We start from the raw sequence: 15,046 nt of genomic DNA, 5'->3' as shown, positions 1-15,046 counted from the left end.
AATCAGCCTTTTCCGCCTTTGAAGCACCAGACGGGCTTGAGCCTTGCCGACACCCGGACGGTTGGAGCGAGGGCAGGGAGAATGTCGGCGAGCGCCCGGTAGGCTTCGGGGGCTTCGTCAAGCGTTTCCGCGCTGATCGAGGGCGATTGAATGCCTGCCGCCTTCATTTCGTCGCGCAATTGCCTGACGGTAAGGACGCTCTTCACAGCGTCGCGTCTCAGAATCCGGCCGGCGCCGTGCGGCGCGGATTCGTTCCATTCGGCGTTTCCCAGACCAACGCCGAGGAGAATGCCGTCCCGCATGTTGATCGGTATTGCGACGGGTTCGCCCGCCTTGGCCGAGATCGCGCCTTTTCTCAGAATCGGCACCGTGCCGGAACAGTCGACATAGTTGTGCACGATTGACAAAAGTGATTCCATCTTCCAGCGCATGCCGTCGCAGATGAGGCGGAGCATTGCCCGGCGGCTTGCTTCCGCGTACGAAGAGGCGCCCTCGAGGTCCAGGAGGTAGTCGGTGAGGAGCCCGCCCGAAAGCGGAGCCTCTTCGAAAGGCACTTTTCCGTCCGGAGTCCCTGCCGCCTGAGCGCTCGCGAGCTGCATGTAGCGGCCGGCGACCTCGACGCCGAGGCGCCGGCTTCCGGAATGAACAACCAGCCAGAAGGCGCCTTCTTGATCCCGGTCGATTTCGAGAAAATGGTTCCCGCCGCCGAGGGTCCCAAGCGACTTCTGTGCGCCCTCAAGATTGATGTGTCGGAGCACTCTGAAGCGCTCGAAATTGAAGCGGAGGGCCTCCGGGAGGGGCTTCTCTCGAACCGCAAAGCCCGAGGGTATCTGCTCCCGCGCAAAAGCGGACAAGGCGCCGAAATCCGGGCGCCGCTTCATGCGGAGCTTTGCGAGCGTGACGCCGCAGCCCATGTCGATCCCGACGAGGCCCGGGAGGAGGCTATCGCCCACGGTCATCGCGAGGCCGATCGGGCCGATTTTTCCCGGGTGGGCGTCTGGCATCAGGCGGATTTTCTGGTTCCGGCTCGATTCGCGCGACGCGAGCCATTCCGCCTGGCCGCGGAGCGCGGGTTCCGGCGCGGCAGCGGACGAAGGCGCATAGTATCGCGCGACCGCGCAGGCGCCCTCAATGTCGAAATAAGTCATGACGTGAAGAAAACATCCTGAAAAACACTCAGGAATCATTTTCCTCACGTCTGCGGCAGATTATGTCGGACGAAGTGAAGCCGGCCTCATAGAATGGGCGCGATGTAGTCCGCAAATTCGAGTCTGTCGGGCTGGTCCATGTGAGCGCTGAGCCGCACGATCTTGAAAATTCTTCCTCTCGGCTTAACTCCGAGCGCTCGCATCTTCGCGAGGACCGGATGGTCGGGATCCTCCCGGAGTCTCTCGGACTTCATGCGTGCCGGGCCCGCGTAATGCAGGATGAAGGCTTTGCCCGAAGGAATGAACTCAACGCTTTCATTGACTGGAATGCCTGCCGCCTTTGCAGTCGATTCCCGGACGGAAAGACCCCAGGAGGAGGGAAGCGTTCCGTCTTCTGCCGGCGTCGGGCTCACGGCAAGCGTCGATTTGACGAGCGGCATCCAGCCGAGCCAATCGGGGAGAATTTTGTAGATGTCGTCGTTTTCAATAAAGACGAGACCGAGGGAATGCGGGAGGAAATAAAAGCTCTCGAAATCGGTGACTTCCCAGTCGTCCTCTTGAGGCTGCCGGCGCGCCATCCAGGCTTCGAGCGAGCGTTCTTCCTCAATCAGCATCCGCAGGCGCTCCGCCTCCTTTTCCATGTGGGCGGTCCGACTCTGAAGCTCCGCCATCAGTTCTTCCGGAGACGCATCGTTGATGAGCGCCTGCATGCTGCGGATCGGAATGCCGTAGCTTTTGAGCTGCATGGCCGCAAGGAATTTCGGACTCGTCTGGAACGGATAGTAGCGGTAGCCGTTTTCGCGGTGCTCGGCCCAGAGCAGCCCCTGATCCTCGTAGTGCTTCAGAAGGTCGGGAGTTACTCCCATGTGCGCAGCAAAGTCGCCGATTCGATATTGCATGGATTGGGCCTTCACAGGTCGTTCTCTGGGCGGATTGACGGAAATGGATTGATCGCGATGGCGTCGCTCTTTTCGCCTTCCCTGATTTTATTGGTTCTTTAGAGCCTCTCGAAACGCTTCATGCGGGTGCGGCTCTCCTCCTTGACCTGGGAGCAGCTCCCGGCTCGAAAATACGATCCATCAAGATGAATCCTCAAGGGAGACTCGAAATGACTGATCTGTCGCGCAGAAATTTCCTTCGCAAAAGCCTGGTCGGCAGCGCCGCGATGGCGGCCGGGAGCACGGCCTTCGCCGCATCGCCCGCCGGCATCTACCGCCCTGGAACCTATTCGGCCAAAGCTTCGGGCATCGGCGACGTCGTCGTTACGATGACCTTCGACAAGGACCGCATTACGGACGTTGTGCTCGACGTTTCGCACGAGACGCCTTCCATCGGCCAGGCGGCTGCAAACGAACTGAAGCGCATGCTGGTGGCTTCTCAGGGCGCGGGCATCGACGCCGTCTCGGGCGCAACCATCACGTCGAAGGCGGTTTCTCAGGCGGCCGCGAAGTGCATCGCGCAGGCAAAAGGCGAAATTCCGGTTGAAGTGATCGAAAACTCGGACGCCGGAGACGACGGCGACTGGCTTGGGAAACCGCCTGAGATCGACGAAAAGAGCATCGCGAAAACGCGCGAGACCGACATTCTGGTGGTCGGTTGCGGTACGGGCGGCATGTTCGCCGTGGCGGCGGCAGCGGAAGCCGGCGCAAAGGTGATCGGCATCGACCGCTTTGCGACGGGAACCGGCATCCGCAACGATCTGGGCGCTTTGAATTCCCGCTACCAGAAGGCCTGGGGAACGAAGATCGACAAGTTCGACTTCGTGACGATGGCGACGCAGTACGCGGCCGGGCATCTGAGTCAGGATCTGGTGAAGCTCTTCTGCGAAAAGTCGGGCGAGACGATCGACTGGTACGGCGATCGGCTCAAGGAGCGCGGGGTTGACCTCTGGCACGAGTCGGGCGACAAGGTGGACGAGTCGCGCTACGAGCACTTCGCGACCGGCCATTCTCCGCGCTGGAGAGGAACGGACGACGGCACGGGGAAGCGCCTTGACGGAAACCGCATTCTCCTTGACTACGCGGTTTCGAAAGGTGCGGAATTCGACTTCAACACCCGTATGGTCAAGCTCGAGAAGAAGGCGGGCCGCGTCACGGGCTGCATTGCCCGGGACGGAGACGGCCGGTACGTGCGCTACGTCGCGAAAAAGGGCGTTGTGGTGGCAACGGGCGGCTACGCGCAGAACTATCGGATGATGGAAGCGCTCCAGCCCTGGAACCTCCGCATTATCGGACGCAACGGCGCGATGCCCGGCGCCCACGGCGACGGCATCCGCGCCTGCCTCTGGGCGGGCGCCAAGATGGACGAAACGCACTCCATGATGATGTTCGACCGGTGCGCTTTGAGGCCGGACCAGAAGACGGGCGTTGAGACCGCAAAGTCGGGCGACAACGGCTTCTTCTGGATGGGCTCGCAGCCCTGGCTCAAGGTGAATGCGGACGGACGCCGCTTCATGAATGAATCGGGCACCTACGAAAACATTCTCCACGCCGACGAATACCAGAAGGGCCACTGCCACTACACGCTCTTCGACAGCAACTGGACCGCGTATGCGCAGCAGTTCAAGATGCACGGCTGCTCGAGGCTTTATCCCTTTGAAAACGGCGCGGATCCCAACATCTCCTACGAAGTCGTGCGCGACCGGATGCTGCCCGGGCTGCTTGAAAAGGGCTTCGTCGTGAAGGCCGATACGATCGAGGAGCTCGCACGAAAGCTCGGTCTCCCAGCGGAGGAACTGAAGCGCACGGTTGATCGCTACAACGCTCTTGCCAGAAAGGGCATCGACGAGGACTACGGGAAGGAATCCTTCCGTCTGACTCCGGTCGACAAGGCGCCCTTCTACGGCGCCAAGAACACCGGGTACGTCCTCTGCACGATGGACGGGATCCAGATCGACACGCACATGAACGCGATCGACACCGATGGCAACCCCATCCCCGGGCTCTACGTGATCGGGAACGACAGCGGGTGCTTCTTCGCGAACGAATACCCGAACCTCGCCACCGGCATGGCCTGCGGCAGAACGGTGACCTTCGGGCGCATCGTCGGCATCGAGCTCGCCCGGTCCTGAAAAGAGGCGCCGCAAAGGCGTTCTGAATCCTGAAGAGAAAGGCTGGCGCTTGCGAACAGGAGTCAGCCTTTTCTTCAAACCCGCATGCGCTGGGAGAAGATTCTCTTCCGCAGATGCGACTTCAAGCCGCAGACTCCATCGGGAGCGCTGCGGCTTCTTCAAGGGGGCGAGTTTTCAAATCCCGAAGGCGCCTCAGGCGCTCTTAGGCTCCTTCGTGCAGTGTTCGGCCTCTGCGGCTCTGGCGCAGCGCGCGCAGAGCGCTTCTGCTTCCTCTTCCGTAAGGTCTCCGTTCTTCAAAAGATCGCGCATCACGCAGGAGACGATGGCTTCGGCGAGTTTTCCGTTTTTGGAGCAGAGCTCGGCAATTCTGCGAAGCTCGGCTTCAGAGAGCTTCCCTTCCTGAGGGACTTCTTGGCTGGGGGCGGGTGAGGTCATGAGAGTCAAATTCCTGAGATCAATCGGCAAGATCGCTTTTGAGAGAAAAGTCAAAGTCTTCTTCCCGATATCTCACTTCCGGCCAGCTTTCGGCGGCAGCGGAGAGCGCATGAATGGGATTCGCGCACCTTACGGGCCAGGTCATGATGACGGCGCCCGTTGAGAGATCAGTGAGCTGAGCGGCATGCGGGGGCTCCGAGCATCCGGAAAGAATGCGCGAGAGCTCGCGGAGGATGGACGCGGGGTCGTCGGCATCCGTCATGCGCTTCACCCACTCGGATATTTCGGCGACGCTTCCAATGAGAAAGCCTGCGCTCGAAATGCCCCAGTCGGGTTCCTCTTCGACATCAGGGAGCGAGTCGGGAGCGGATACATAGGCAATGCGTCCGTCCCGCGCCGGGGTCCGGTTGAGCCAGACCCTGAAGGCGCTCTCTTCGTCCAAAGCGGCGAATTCCTCTCTGCGTCTCTGCATCGCTTCAGCATCCGCTGCCTCACACCCAAGCCGGGCCGCGAGAAGCGGCGAGGAAATAACGATTTCTCCGGGGAAGTCTGCGAGCATCTGCGTGCGCGTCATGGGTTCCAGCGAGAGACGCATCGTCCGGGCTGAGTCGTAAAGCGCGTAATGACTGAAATCAAGCATGAAACGAAAATGAGAACAGGTCTTATTTTATGCCGGCCTGAGGCCTTCGGGACCGTTCGCAATGAGCGAAATACCGTATTAGCGGCGCTTCCCGGTCATGCGGACGGTTCAGGTCATTGTAGAAAGAAAGGCGGCTTCGGGCGGGAGAAGTCCGCGCGAAGCCGCTGGAGTGGTGGTCAGCTGTCGGGCTTGAAGCTTAGAGCGCGAGCTTGACCGCTTCCGGGTCAAAGGCAATGCGGGCGTCCACTGCAATGGGCTCGCCGTCCTTGTCGGAAATCATGAGCGGATTGATGTCGAGCTCCTTCACGAAGCGGTGCACGTGAGCGAGCTGCGAGATCCGAAGGAGCGTTTCCTCGACCTTATCCATCTGCGCCGGCGTGAAGCCGCGGGCGCCTTCGAGAAGCTTCACGCACTTGACGGAATGAATGAGGTCCTTCGCGTCGATGTCGGTGAGCGGAGCGAGGCGGAAGGCAACGTCCTTGAGCACTTCGACGAAGACGCCGCCGAGGCCGAACATCACCATGGGCCCGAATTGCGGGTCGGTGGCGATGCCCGTGACGAGCTCGCGCTTCGACTTCACCATTTCCTGAATGAGGACGCCTTCGAGGCCTTCGAGAAGGCCCTTCGCCTCGAGCTTTCCGATGAGGTCGCGGTATTCGCGGCGAAGATCCTCCTCGCTCGCGATCCCGACGCGCACGCCGCCCACGTCGGTCTTGTGGGACGTGGTCTTCGAGGTCATCTTCATGACGACAGGGTAGCCGGTCTTCTCTGCAACGGCAGCCGCCTCGTCTTCGGAATGCGCCATGCCGCTTCGGCAGATGCGAACGCCCGCGGCATCGAGCACGTCGAGCGATTCGCGCGTCGTGAGCTCATGCCGGCCTTCGTTCGCCGCCGTGCGGAAGATCTGCATCACGCGGTTCGTGTCTTCCGGGAGTTCCGGGAATTCGCCCTCGGGGCGCGCCATCCAGAGCCTCTGGTCATTGAGGCGCTTCATCGCGTCCGCGGCTTCCTCGGAATACATGTAGAAGGGCACCGTCACCTGCATTTCGGAGAGCTTCGAGAAGAATTCGCTCGTCGTCATGAAGACGCCGACGATGGGCTTTTCGGGGTGCGCGGCGCGGATCTCCATGAGGGCCTGAGCGACATCGATGTCCTTTAAGCCGAGGAAGGGGAGGTAGATCACCATCACCATGTCGACGGCCGGGTCGGCAAGCACCGTTTCCACCGTGCGGCGGTAGTGTTCGAGCGGCGCCGAGGCGATCATGTCGACGGGGTTCTTGACGGACGCGGCGGCCGGGAGGAATTCGCGAAGCTTCGCCTTCGTTTCGTCGGAAATCTGAGCCATCTGCATGCCGTGGCCGCAGACCGCGTCGGTCGCCATGATGCCGGGACCGCCCGAGTTGGTGACGATCGCCACGCGGTCGCCCTTCGGAATCGGGCAGTTCGCAAAGACCTTGGCGCTCGAGAAGAGTTCGCGAAGCGAAAGCTCGCGGATGACGCCCGACTGCTTCAAGAGCGCGTCCGCGGCGCGGTCGCCGCCCGCAAGGGACCCCGTGTGCGAGGACGCGGCGGAAGCCCCCGCGGCGGAACGACCGGCCTTCAGCGCCAGAACGGGCTTCTTCTTCGAGATGCGGGACGCGAGGCGCCGGAAGTTGACCGGATCGGGAATAGATTCCATGTAGAGCAGAATCTGCTTCACTTCCGGGTCGTTTTCCCAGTATTCGAGCGCGGTTTCAGCGTTCACGTCGGCCTGGTTGCCGATCGAGACGAACTGCGCGAAGCCGAGGTTGAGGTCCTTCAGAATATTGAGGATGCCGCCGCCCAATGCGCCCGACTGCGACACGAAGCCGATGTCGCCCGCGACGGGGAGGCTTTCGGCGAAGCAGGCGTCAAGCGAAATTTCCGGGTTGGTGTTGACGACGCCGAGGCAGTTGGGCCCCACCATCCGCATGCCGTGGGCGCGCACGCGCTCGAGAAGCTCAAGCTCGAGCTTCGCGCCTTCGGCGCCCGTTTCCTTGAAGCCCGCGGAAATGACGACAAGCCCCTTGATGCCCTTCGCATGGCACTGGTCGACCGCTTCAAGCACGCGCGAGGCGTTGACGACGATCACGGCGAGGTCGACGTCGTCGGGAAGATCCGCGATCGTCTTATAGGCCTCAAGGCCCTCGATCTCGCCGCCTTTGGGATTGACCGGGTAGATGCCGCCTTTGAAGCCGAACTCAATAAGGCGCTTGAGAAGATCGGAGCCGATGGTATGCGGCCTCGTGGAGGCGCCGACAACGGCAACGGCCCTGGGCTTCAGAATGGAGTCGAGCAGCATGGGATGAAGTTCCTTTGGAGTTGGGTTGAGGGGGAGCGAAGGCTCTTCGCGGTTTCGCCGCCCTGAAGACAGATTTTTTGATTGTATCGAAGCGGCCGGCCGCGAGGCGTCGGCCGAAATGCTTAACCTCAGGGCGAGTTTGCGTGCGGAAGCGAATACGGCCTGAAAACCAGAGGGAAGCCCGCCCGCAGCGGCGTCTCATCGGGTGTTTTGCTTAGGCGCGGCGCGCCTTCCGTTGGTATTCTGAATCAAATCGGATATTCCCGGACTCAGGGCCTCAGCTGCTTCGGGTCCGGACACCTGGATTTTGAGGAAGCACTATGTTTAAGCAATTGAAACCTTTTGCCGCGCTTTGCGTTGCAGCCGGCATCGCCTTCAGCCTCGCCGGATGCGGCGGGAAGGACGAGGCGGCGGCGCCCAAAGAGGCGTCGGCCGCGAAGACGCTCACCATCGGCGTTTCTCCCGTGCCGGGCGGCGACATCATGAATTTCCTGAAGCCCAGATTCACCGAAAAGGGCGTTGAGCTCAAGGTCGTGGAATTCTCCGACTACATCCAGCCCAACATGGCGCTTGCCGACAAGTCGCTCGATGCGAACTTCTTCCAGCATAAGCCCTACCTCGACGACTTCATGAAGCAGCACAACCTCAGGCTCGAAAGCCTTGTGCCCGTCTTCATCGCGCCGATTGCGGTCTACTCGAAGACCCTGAAGGACCCGAAGGCGATTCCCGACGGCGCCTCGGTTTCGATTCCGAACGACCCGACGAACGGCGGCCGCGCGCTTCTGCTTCTGCAGCACCTGGGGCTCATCAAGCTCAACGACCCGAATAACTTATTCGTGACGCCTGCCGACATTGTTGAAAATCCGAAGAACTTGAAGATCATTGAGGTCGAGGCCGCGCAGCTTCCGCGTTCGCTCGACGACGTTGCCATGGGCGTCATCAACTGCAACTTTGCGCTCGGCGCCGGGCTCAATCCCGTGAAGGACTCGATCGCCATCGAAGCGAAGGATTCGCCCTACGCCAATGTGGTCGCGATCCGCGCGGGCGAAGCTTCGCGCCCGGAAATCCAGACCCTGAAGGAACTCATGAATTCGCCCGAACTCCGGAAATTCATTGAAGAGAAGTACCAGGGGTCGCTGCTTCCGACTTTCTGATCTTCTGACCGCTTGATTTCTTTTAAGCGCGTTGATTCGCAGAGCCTTCCCGAACCTTAATGGCGGCGGGGAGGCTTTTCTTTGGCATGAAGGCATTTCAATTGTCTCATTCGCCTTGCGGTATTACCTGCAGTGCATCACTTTCCCCGGCCGGACGCGATGGCGTCAGGCATGATTTCGAAACGGGTCGCGGATCCGTTCTTTCTAATCCCGGGCCTGAGGCCCCGCCCCGGCAGCAGACCACGCCGGCGCGGATGCGCCCGCCCTCGCTTACCCACTACAGAACCGGATTTTTCAATCATGCAGAAACGTGTATTCCTCAAGCGCTCCGTTGCTCTCGCCGCCGCCTTTGCCGCGGCTCCCTTCCTCGCCGCCTGCGGCAAGGCCGATGAAAAGGCGCCCGCCGCCGCTGCTTCCTCTGCCGCGCCCAAGGCCGCGGGTCCTGCGAAGGTGAAGGTCGCCGTGACGGCCGGCCCCCACGCGGACATTGTGACGAAGGCCGCTGAAGTCGCCAAAAAGAACGGTCTCGACGTTGAGGTCGTTGAATTCACCGACTACATCACCCCCGATACCGCGCTCGCCGAAAAGCAGCTCGACATCGCGGTCTATCAACATGAGCCGTTCCTTCAGAACTTCAACCGCCAGAAGGGCACGAATCTTGTCGTCGCCGCCAAGGCGGTGGTTCAGCCGATGGGCCTCTATTCGAACAAGATCCATGCGCTTGACGCAATCCCTGAGGGCGCGAAGGTTGCCATCCCGAACGATCCCTCGAACGGCGGCCGCGCCATCATCCTTCTTGAGAAGGCCGGTCTCGTCAAGGTGAAGGAAGGCGCTCCGGCGCTCCCGACCGTGCACGACGTCGCGGAGAACCCGAAGAATCTTCAGCTCGTCGAGCTCGAGGCCGCGCAGCTTCCGATCAGCATCAGCGACCTCGACATCGCCTGCGTGCCGATGAACTACGCCGTTTCTGGCGGCCTCGACGTGAAGAAGCAGGGCTTCTACTTTGAATCCTTTGATGCGCCCTTCGCCCTCATCATCATTGCCGCCCGTCCGGATAATGTCGAGAGCGAACCCGTGAAGGCGTTCGTCAAGGCCTATCAGTCGCCTGAAGTTGCCGAATTCATCCGCGGCAAGTTCAACGGCCAGATCCTCCCTGCCTGGGAAGCCCAGAAGTGAGCTTCTGATTCCAGGCAGCCTGAAAAGCAGAAAAAGCGTCGTTCAGAATAATGAGCGGCGCTTTTTTCGCTGCAGGCTAGAATTTCCGGACATTCTGTCCTCCAGGATTCAAATCCGCGTGATGCATTTCTTTTTCGGAGAAAATCCATGATCCCCACTCGTCACCCGATGGCCGAAATCATTGAGCGCCGCGGCGCGCTCATCATTGACGGCGCCATGTCGACCGCCCTCGAATCGCTCGGCATGGTTCTGAACGACTCGCTCTGGAGCGCCCGCGCGCTGATCGAGCATCCTGAATACGTGCGCGAGGTGCATCGCCGCTATTTCGAAGCCGGGGCGAACGCCGCCATCACGGACTCCTATCAGGCGACGGAAGCAGGGTTCGGCGCAAAAGGCTTTTCGCGCGAGGCGACGGCGGGCTACATCCGCAGGAGCGCCGAGCTCGCGCGTGAAGCGAAGAACGACGTGCTCCTCGAGCACCCGGACTGGCTTCCGGGCGACCTCATCATTGCGGGCGCGATCGGCCCTTACGGCGCTTATCTCGCCGACGGCAGCGAATACACGGGCGCCTACAGCCTCACGCGCGACGAATACGTGAAGTTCCATGAGCTTCGCCTCAATGCGCTCCTTGACGGGGGCGCGGACATCCTCGCGATCGAAACGCAGCCGAGGCTCGACGAAATTGAGGCAATTCTCTCGATGATCGAAAAGCGCGACATCACCTGCTGGGTGACGGTGACGCTGAAGGACGGCGAGGCGATGCCCGACGGCACGTCGCCAGAAAAGCTCGCCGAGGTGCTCGACGCCAACCCCCAGGTTGAAGCCTTCGGCCTCAACTGCGTGAAGCGCGAATGGGTGGAGCCCGCACTCCAAAAGATGCGTGCGAAGACGAAGAAGCCCCTCGTCGTCTATCCGAATTCTGGGGAAACCTACGATCCGGGGACGAAGACCTGGCACGCGCAGGGTCCGCACGAACCCTCCTGGCAGCACTTCGTGCCGCTCTGGGAAAAGACGGGCGCTCTCTGCATCGGCGGCTGCTGCCGCACGCTCCCGCGCGATATTGAGGAGATCTCGAAGATCATCGAAGCTCAGAAGAAGGCGTAATTAAACGCGCATCCTCTCTGAGGACGGCGCTTGGCCTCCTCAGAAAAAAGCTCCCGCTTTCCGGATTGAAGGCGGGAGCTTTGGTTTCATGGAGGAAGTTCCGCTCGAAGACGGCTTCTCTCCAATGGAGTAAAGAACTTCAGGCGCTCTTTTACTTCTTCCAGCCGTAGAACTCCGTCACAGTCTTCCAGGCGATGCGCCTCAGGAATGCGCTCGTTTCGGGGGGAAGGGGCTTCTCGCATTCGCCGGCGTAGTTGATGTTTTCGGGAGACCGATGAAAAAGCGTGCTGTAGAGCACGGCGCCGTAGAGATAGGAGCCGGCTGCAGACGGATGGCTCTTGTCGGGCATGTAGAGCTCGAGCTCGGGCTTTTCACGGATGGCTTCCATGAAGGCGAGTCCGACCGGGATCACCTGCGTTTTCGCATCGTTGGCGATCCGGATCGTCGTGTCGGCGAGCTTTTTAATCTCATGCGGCTTGTCCTTTTTGGGCCAGGTCATCACGACCATCGGGACGCTTCCGGCCTTCCGGATGATTTCGGCATCAAGCTTCACATACTTTTCGAAATAGGGCGCGCGCTTTGCGGACGTTGCTCCCGCGGAATTCTCCTGCAAGAGAACGACGTCGAACATCGGATGCTCGAGTCTGCCGTCCTTCACTTTGGCGTACGGGTCCTGCTCATGGGGCGACAAATAGAACGCCATGTCATGGAAGGAGAGCGACCCGGAACTGATGGTGAGGAGCCGCGTCTTCATGTTCTCCTTCGGGGTGCCCGCCTTCATGAACCCGCGCAGATACGTGTGGACGCCGCAGTTGTAGAAGGAGTAGGAGTTGCCGACCAAGAGCGCGACCTTCGGGGACGAGGCGAGTGGCGCCGTGACCTCAGGCTTCACAGTGTTTTCGAGCGCCGCGGCCGAACCCGAGAGGAGAATGCCGGCAGCGAGACCGGCTGCGATGAAGAGTGTTTTCATTGTTGAATCCTTCGACGAGGCAATCAGAATTTGTGCACGAGGCCGACCGCCAGCTGCTCGCGGTCGAGGTCGCCGTCGCTGTTGTAGATGGAGTATCGCGAATCGCCGAGGCCTTTTCTGCCTTCAAGATGAGAGACGACGCCGTAGACGTTCGTGCGCTTGCTTAAAGGATAGGTGTAGCCCGCGGCGACTGCCCAGTAGCCCGCATCCTTGCCGAGGGAGCCCACCTTATTGCTTGCGATGTCGCGGCCGTTTTCACCGTCGACCAGAATGCCGCTCAGACGGATGACGCCGCCCGCGCAGGGAATCTTCGCGCCCAGCATGAAGCTGTCGCCTTCCCAGTTTTCAATCTGAGCGCTGTTGGTGCCGCCGGTTTTCGGCGTGATTTTGATGCTCTGCAGGGCGCCGACACGGTCGAGTCCCCAGCCGCGCTGATAGCCGGCAAGGAGCTCCATGAAGCCGAAGTTGTATGAAGCGCCCAGAAAGAGCGTCCTCGGGTTCTTGTCCTGATTGTCCGCTTCATCCGCGCGGCGGAGGATGATCTCTTCGGCACCGATCATCATGCCGAAGTTCCCGTACTTCCAGTCAAGAGACCCGCCGATAAATCGCGTGTTGTCGGACCATTCAGCCCCCTCAGCACCGTTTGTATTGAAGGACCCGGAGAGCACCGCCGTGAAGCCCGCGACGGTGGGCGACTTGTAGAAAATGCCGTTGTCGACGCGTCCGCCCTTGCCGTAGAAGAGGAGCCCTGCATCGCCGTAGGTGACGCCGAAGGGCGTAAAGCGCGAAATCCGCGTGAACTGATCGGACCCGGAGAGGGGCTTTCCGGCGCGGCCGAACGCGATTTCGCCAAGATCCTTATTGAAGAGCGATACCGTTGACTGGCGTCCGAAGATGCGGTTGGCGGAAGAGAGTTCGCCCGAGTCCGCAGCGAAGCCAGACTCCAGAACAAAGCGGACCTGCCAGTCGTCGCTGAGCGATTCCTTTCCCTTGAAGCCGAAGCGCGAGCCCGAGGAGCGGCCGGAGGTCATGGCGAAGGTGTCCGAAGATTCGCCGTTGTTGAGCGTATAGAGAAACCCGGTGTCGATGCGTCCGTAAAGGTCGACGTCGGCGGCCTGCAGGGCGCTGGAGGCCAGGAGTGCGGCAGCAATGAGCGAAATTCGGAAAGACTTCATGGGAGTGCTCCTTGAAAGAGACTTTGGTGTTTGAGGGGATGCAGCAAACGATAGAAGTCATTCGTTTTTTAGGAAACGCTTCGCCGCGCAAAGTAGCTTTGCGGGTTCTGCAAAGAGCTCAGCAAAAATAAAGCTGATTGGAAAGAGGTTCGCTCGACGGACGTGCAAAGTCAGGAAAAATTCCTGCATGCAGTCAGGAAAAATTCCGGAATGGACTCAGGAAAAATTCCGACATGCTGCAGCTTGTCCTTAAAGAAGATGGGGAAGGCCAGGGGCAGTCCGCATTCAATCTTCGGATTCCCCGGAAAACAAGGAATCCGTCGGAAGAAAGCGAGTGGATGACAAATGGATTAGCTTTTATTGGTGATGAATTTTCATAAAAATCAGTATTTACCCCTAATTTTGCCTTCGTTTTGAATGTGTTCTGATCGGCAGAATGCCCGCCCATAACAGAACTCAATGCAGCCGCCTGCGGCTGCCGCATCCACTACGGAGACCATTGTGAAGAATTCATTCAAGCTTGCCGCCGCTGCCGTTGCGCTCTCCGCGGCCTTCTCTTCGACCGTTCATGCCGCGGGCTTCCAGCTCACCGAACAGTCCGCGGGCGCCCTCGGCCGCGCCTACGCGGGCGTCGGCGTCGACGGCACCGATCTTTCGGGCGTCTATTTCAATCCCGCCACGATGGTTCTGCATCCCGGCACGCAGATGCAGGCGGGCTTCGTCGGCATTGGTCTTAATCTCGAATACGCCGGCGACAACGGCACGAAGGAAAACGGCCGTGAGGCAAGCCAGGCGATTCCGCACGGCTTCATTACGCACCAGATCAACGAGAGCACATGGGTGGGCCTCGCCATGACGGTTCCCTTCGGCATGGGTACGGAATACGACAGCAACTGGGAGCATGCGGATCACGGCATTTCCGCCACGATCCTCACCTTCGACTTCAACCCGAACGTTGCCTGGAAGGCGACCGAGAAGCTGAGCTTCGGCGCAGGCGTGTCGCTGCAGTACGCGCAGGCGGATCTCAAGAAGCGCAACAATTTTGGCGTTGTAAACGGTCAGATTATTTCAGCCGAATCCGAAATCGATGCCGACAGCTGGGCCTGGGGCTTCAACCTCGGCATGATGTGGTCGCCGACGGAAAACTTCCGCGTGGGTGTTTCCTATCGCTCAAAGATCAAGCATGATGCGGAAGGCGATTTCACGCTAAAAAACGCAAAATGGGGTAATGCCTCGATTACTGGCGGCAATTTGATCGATATGGCTGGCAGTCTCGACAATGGCAGCTTAGCCCAGCAAAAACTTATGCTGCTCGGCATGGCTCTCAATACGCAGTCCTTTGACGGCTACGCCACGGTTACGGCTCCCGCGTGGGCCATGGCCAATGTCGCTTGGGATGTGAATGAACTCCTCAGCCTTTACGGCACCTTCCGCTGGACGGACTGGTCGTCCTTCGACGAACTCGACATCACGACCAACGTGACCGGCGTCGGCGGGCAGGTGGTCAACAAGTGGAAGGACACCTACATGGGTTCCGTCGGTGCGGACCTTCGCCTGACGAACTGGTGGACGCTTCGCGGCGGTATTGCCTATGAAACCTCGCCGATCGACAAGCCCGAATACCGTACGGCCATCATTCCGGATGCCCGCCGCTGGTGGTTTGCCGTGGGTTCGAGCTTCAAGTTCGACGACAACCTCGTGATGGATCTGGCCTTTGCGCACCTCCACGGCGTCGGCGAACGGAGCCTTTACGACAACGGCGAGAAGATCGGCAAGTTCAGAAAGCTTGATGCTTATCTCATCGGCGCTCAGCTCCAGTACAAGTTTTGATCGAATATGAGCTGAAGACAAATC

General features: G+C 60.1%; 13 protein-coding genes. 6 read left to right on the top strand and 7 right to left on the bottom strand.

Annotated elements, in window-relative coordinates:
* Window positions 1-2 precede the first annotated feature (2 nt).
* Window positions 3-1,148: an RtcB family protein gene (locus FG381_RS02480; protein WP_165697810.1), complete on the bottom strand. Its 1,146-nt coding sequence runs from the start codon at window positions 1,146-1,148 to the stop codon at window positions 3-5.
* Window positions 1,149-1,234: 86 nt separating this feature from the next.
* Window positions 1,235-2,047, bottom strand: a complete 813-nt coding sequence (locus tag FG381_RS02475; protein ID WP_139687386.1) for a MerR family transcriptional regulator — start codon at window positions 2,045-2,047, stop codon at window positions 1,235-1,237.
* Window positions 2,048-2,256: 209 nt separating this feature from the next.
* Between FG381_RS02475 and FG381_RS02470 the strand changes: the two genes are divergently transcribed.
* On the top strand, window positions 2,257-4,218 hold the full coding sequence (locus FG381_RS02470; protein ID WP_139687385.1) for an FAD-binding protein: 1,962 nt from the start codon (window positions 2,257-2,259) through the stop codon (window positions 4,216-4,218).
* Window positions 4,219-4,410: 192 nt separating this feature from the next.
* On the opposite strand, the gene FG381_RS02465 is transcribed toward FG381_RS02470, so the two are convergent.
* The 3 genes from FG381_RS02465 to FG381_RS02455 all read right to left on the bottom strand — a co-directional run bounded on the left by FG381_RS02465 (window position 4,411) and on the right by FG381_RS02455 (window position 7,613).
* Window positions 4,411-4,653 carry a hypothetical protein gene (locus tag FG381_RS02465; protein ID WP_139687384.1) on the bottom strand — a complete coding sequence of 81 codons (243 nt, stop codon included), beginning with the start codon at window positions 4,651-4,653 and terminating at the stop codon, window positions 4,411-4,413.
* A 19-nt stretch (window positions 4,654-4,672) separates the two neighbouring features.
* Window positions 4,673-5,293 (bottom strand): hypothetical protein, encoded by a 621-nt coding sequence (locus FG381_RS02460; protein WP_139687383.1) that lies wholly within the window; start codon window positions 5,291-5,293, stop codon window positions 4,673-4,675.
* A gap of 196 nt (window positions 5,294-5,489) precedes the next feature.
* Complete coding sequence (locus FG381_RS02455; RefSeq protein WP_139687382.1) at window positions 5,490-7,613, bottom strand: acetate--CoA ligase family protein; 2,124 nt, start codon at window positions 7,611-7,613, stop codon at window positions 5,490-5,492.
* 320 nt (window positions 7,614-7,933) lie between these two features.
* Between FG381_RS02455 and FG381_RS02450 the strand changes: the two genes are divergently transcribed.
* From FG381_RS02450 to mmuM, 3 genes are all read left to right on the top strand, one after another.
* The gene (locus FG381_RS02450) at window positions 7,934-8,767 is read left to right on the top strand and encodes a MetQ/NlpA family ABC transporter substrate-binding protein (protein WP_139687381.1); all 834 of its coding nucleotides are present in this window, start codon (window positions 7,934-7,936) and stop codon (window positions 8,765-8,767) included.
* A gap of 300 nt (window positions 8,768-9,067) precedes the next feature.
* Window positions 9,068-9,943 (top strand): MetQ/NlpA family ABC transporter substrate-binding protein, encoded by an 876-nt coding sequence (locus FG381_RS02445; RefSeq protein WP_139687380.1) that lies wholly within the window; start codon window positions 9,068-9,070, stop codon window positions 9,941-9,943.
* 147 nt (window positions 9,944-10,090) lie between these two features.
* On the top strand, window positions 10,091-11,047 hold the full coding sequence (gene mmuM, locus FG381_RS02440) for a homocysteine S-methyltransferase (RefSeq protein WP_139687379.1): 957 nt from the start codon (window positions 10,091-10,093) through the stop codon (window positions 11,045-11,047).
* 151 nt (window positions 11,048-11,198) lie between these two features.
* On the opposite strand, the gene FG381_RS02435 is transcribed toward mmuM, so the two are convergent.
* Complete coding sequence (locus FG381_RS02435; protein ID WP_139687378.1) at window positions 11,199-12,017, bottom strand: SGNH/GDSL hydrolase family protein; 819 nt, start codon at window positions 12,015-12,017, stop codon at window positions 11,199-11,201.
* A gap of 23 nt (window positions 12,018-12,040) precedes the next feature.
* Complete coding sequence (locus FG381_RS02430) at window positions 12,041-13,192, bottom strand: porin (protein WP_139687377.1); 1,152 nt, start codon at window positions 13,190-13,192, stop codon at window positions 12,041-12,043.
* Between the two features lie 233 nt (window positions 13,193-13,425).
* On the opposite strand from FG381_RS02430, the gene FG381_RS12525 reads away from it, so the two are divergent.
* Together FG381_RS12525 and FG381_RS02425 are read left to right on the top strand one after the other, a co-directional pair.
* Window positions 13,426-13,572, top strand: coding sequence for a hypothetical protein (locus FG381_RS12525; RefSeq protein ID WP_165697809.1), 147 nt, complete (start codon window positions 13,426-13,428; stop codon window positions 13,570-13,572).
* 121 nt (window positions 13,573-13,693) lie between these two features.
* Complete coding sequence (locus FG381_RS02425) at window positions 13,694-15,022, top strand: OmpP1/FadL family transporter (RefSeq protein WP_139687376.1); 1,329 nt, start codon at window positions 13,694-13,696, stop codon at window positions 15,020-15,022.
* Window positions 15,023-15,046: the final 24 nt, after the last annotated feature.

It is taken from the genome of Sutterella faecalis (genome assembly GCF_006337085.1).
In the GTDB taxonomy this organism is placed as follows: domain Bacteria; phylum Pseudomonadota; class Gammaproteobacteria; order Burkholderiales; family Burkholderiaceae_F; genus Sutterella; species Sutterella faecalis.
Note: the sequence above shows the minus strand (reverse complement) of the source record. Positions and strands in the feature narration are given on the sequence as shown.

Coding starts and splice junctions, on each gene's coding strand:
- FG381_RS02480 (WP_165697810.1), bottom strand. CDS start 1,148: ATGACTTATTTCGACATTGAGGGCGCCTGCGCGGTCGCGCGATACTAT.
- FG381_RS02475 (WP_139687386.1), bottom strand. CDS start 2,047: ATGCAATATCGAATCGGCGACTTTGCTGCGCACATGGGAGTAACTCCC.
- FG381_RS02470 (WP_139687385.1), top strand. CDS start 2,257: ATGACTGATCTGTCGCGCAGAAATTTCCTTCGCAAAAGCCTGGTCGGC.
- FG381_RS02465 (WP_139687384.1), bottom strand. CDS start 4,653: ATGACCTCACCCGCCCCCAGCCAAGAAGTCCCTCAGGAAGGGAAGCTC.
- FG381_RS02460 (WP_139687383.1), bottom strand. CDS start 5,293: ATGCTTGATTTCAGTCATTACGCGCTTTACGACTCAGCCCGGACGATG.
- FG381_RS02455 (WP_139687382.1), bottom strand. CDS start 7,613: ATGCTGCTCGACTCCATTCTGAAGCCCAGGGCCGTTGCCGTTGTCGGC.
- FG381_RS02450 (WP_139687381.1), top strand. CDS start 7,934: ATGTTTAAGCAATTGAAACCTTTTGCCGCGCTTTGCGTTGCAGCCGGC.
- FG381_RS02445 (WP_139687380.1), top strand. CDS start 9,068: ATGCAGAAACGTGTATTCCTCAAGCGCTCCGTTGCTCTCGCCGCCGCC.
- mmuM (WP_139687379.1), top strand. CDS start 10,091: ATGATCCCCACTCGTCACCCGATGGCCGAAATCATTGAGCGCCGCGGC.
- FG381_RS02435 (WP_139687378.1), bottom strand. CDS start 12,017: ATGAAAACACTCTTCATCGCAGCCGGTCTCGCTGCCGGCATTCTCCTC.
- FG381_RS02430 (WP_139687377.1), bottom strand. CDS start 13,192: ATGAAGTCTTTCCGAATTTCGCTCATTGCTGCCGCACTCCTGGCCTCC.
- FG381_RS12525 (WP_165697809.1), top strand. CDS start 13,426: ATGCTGCAGCTTGTCCTTAAAGAAGATGGGGAAGGCCAGGGGCAGTCC.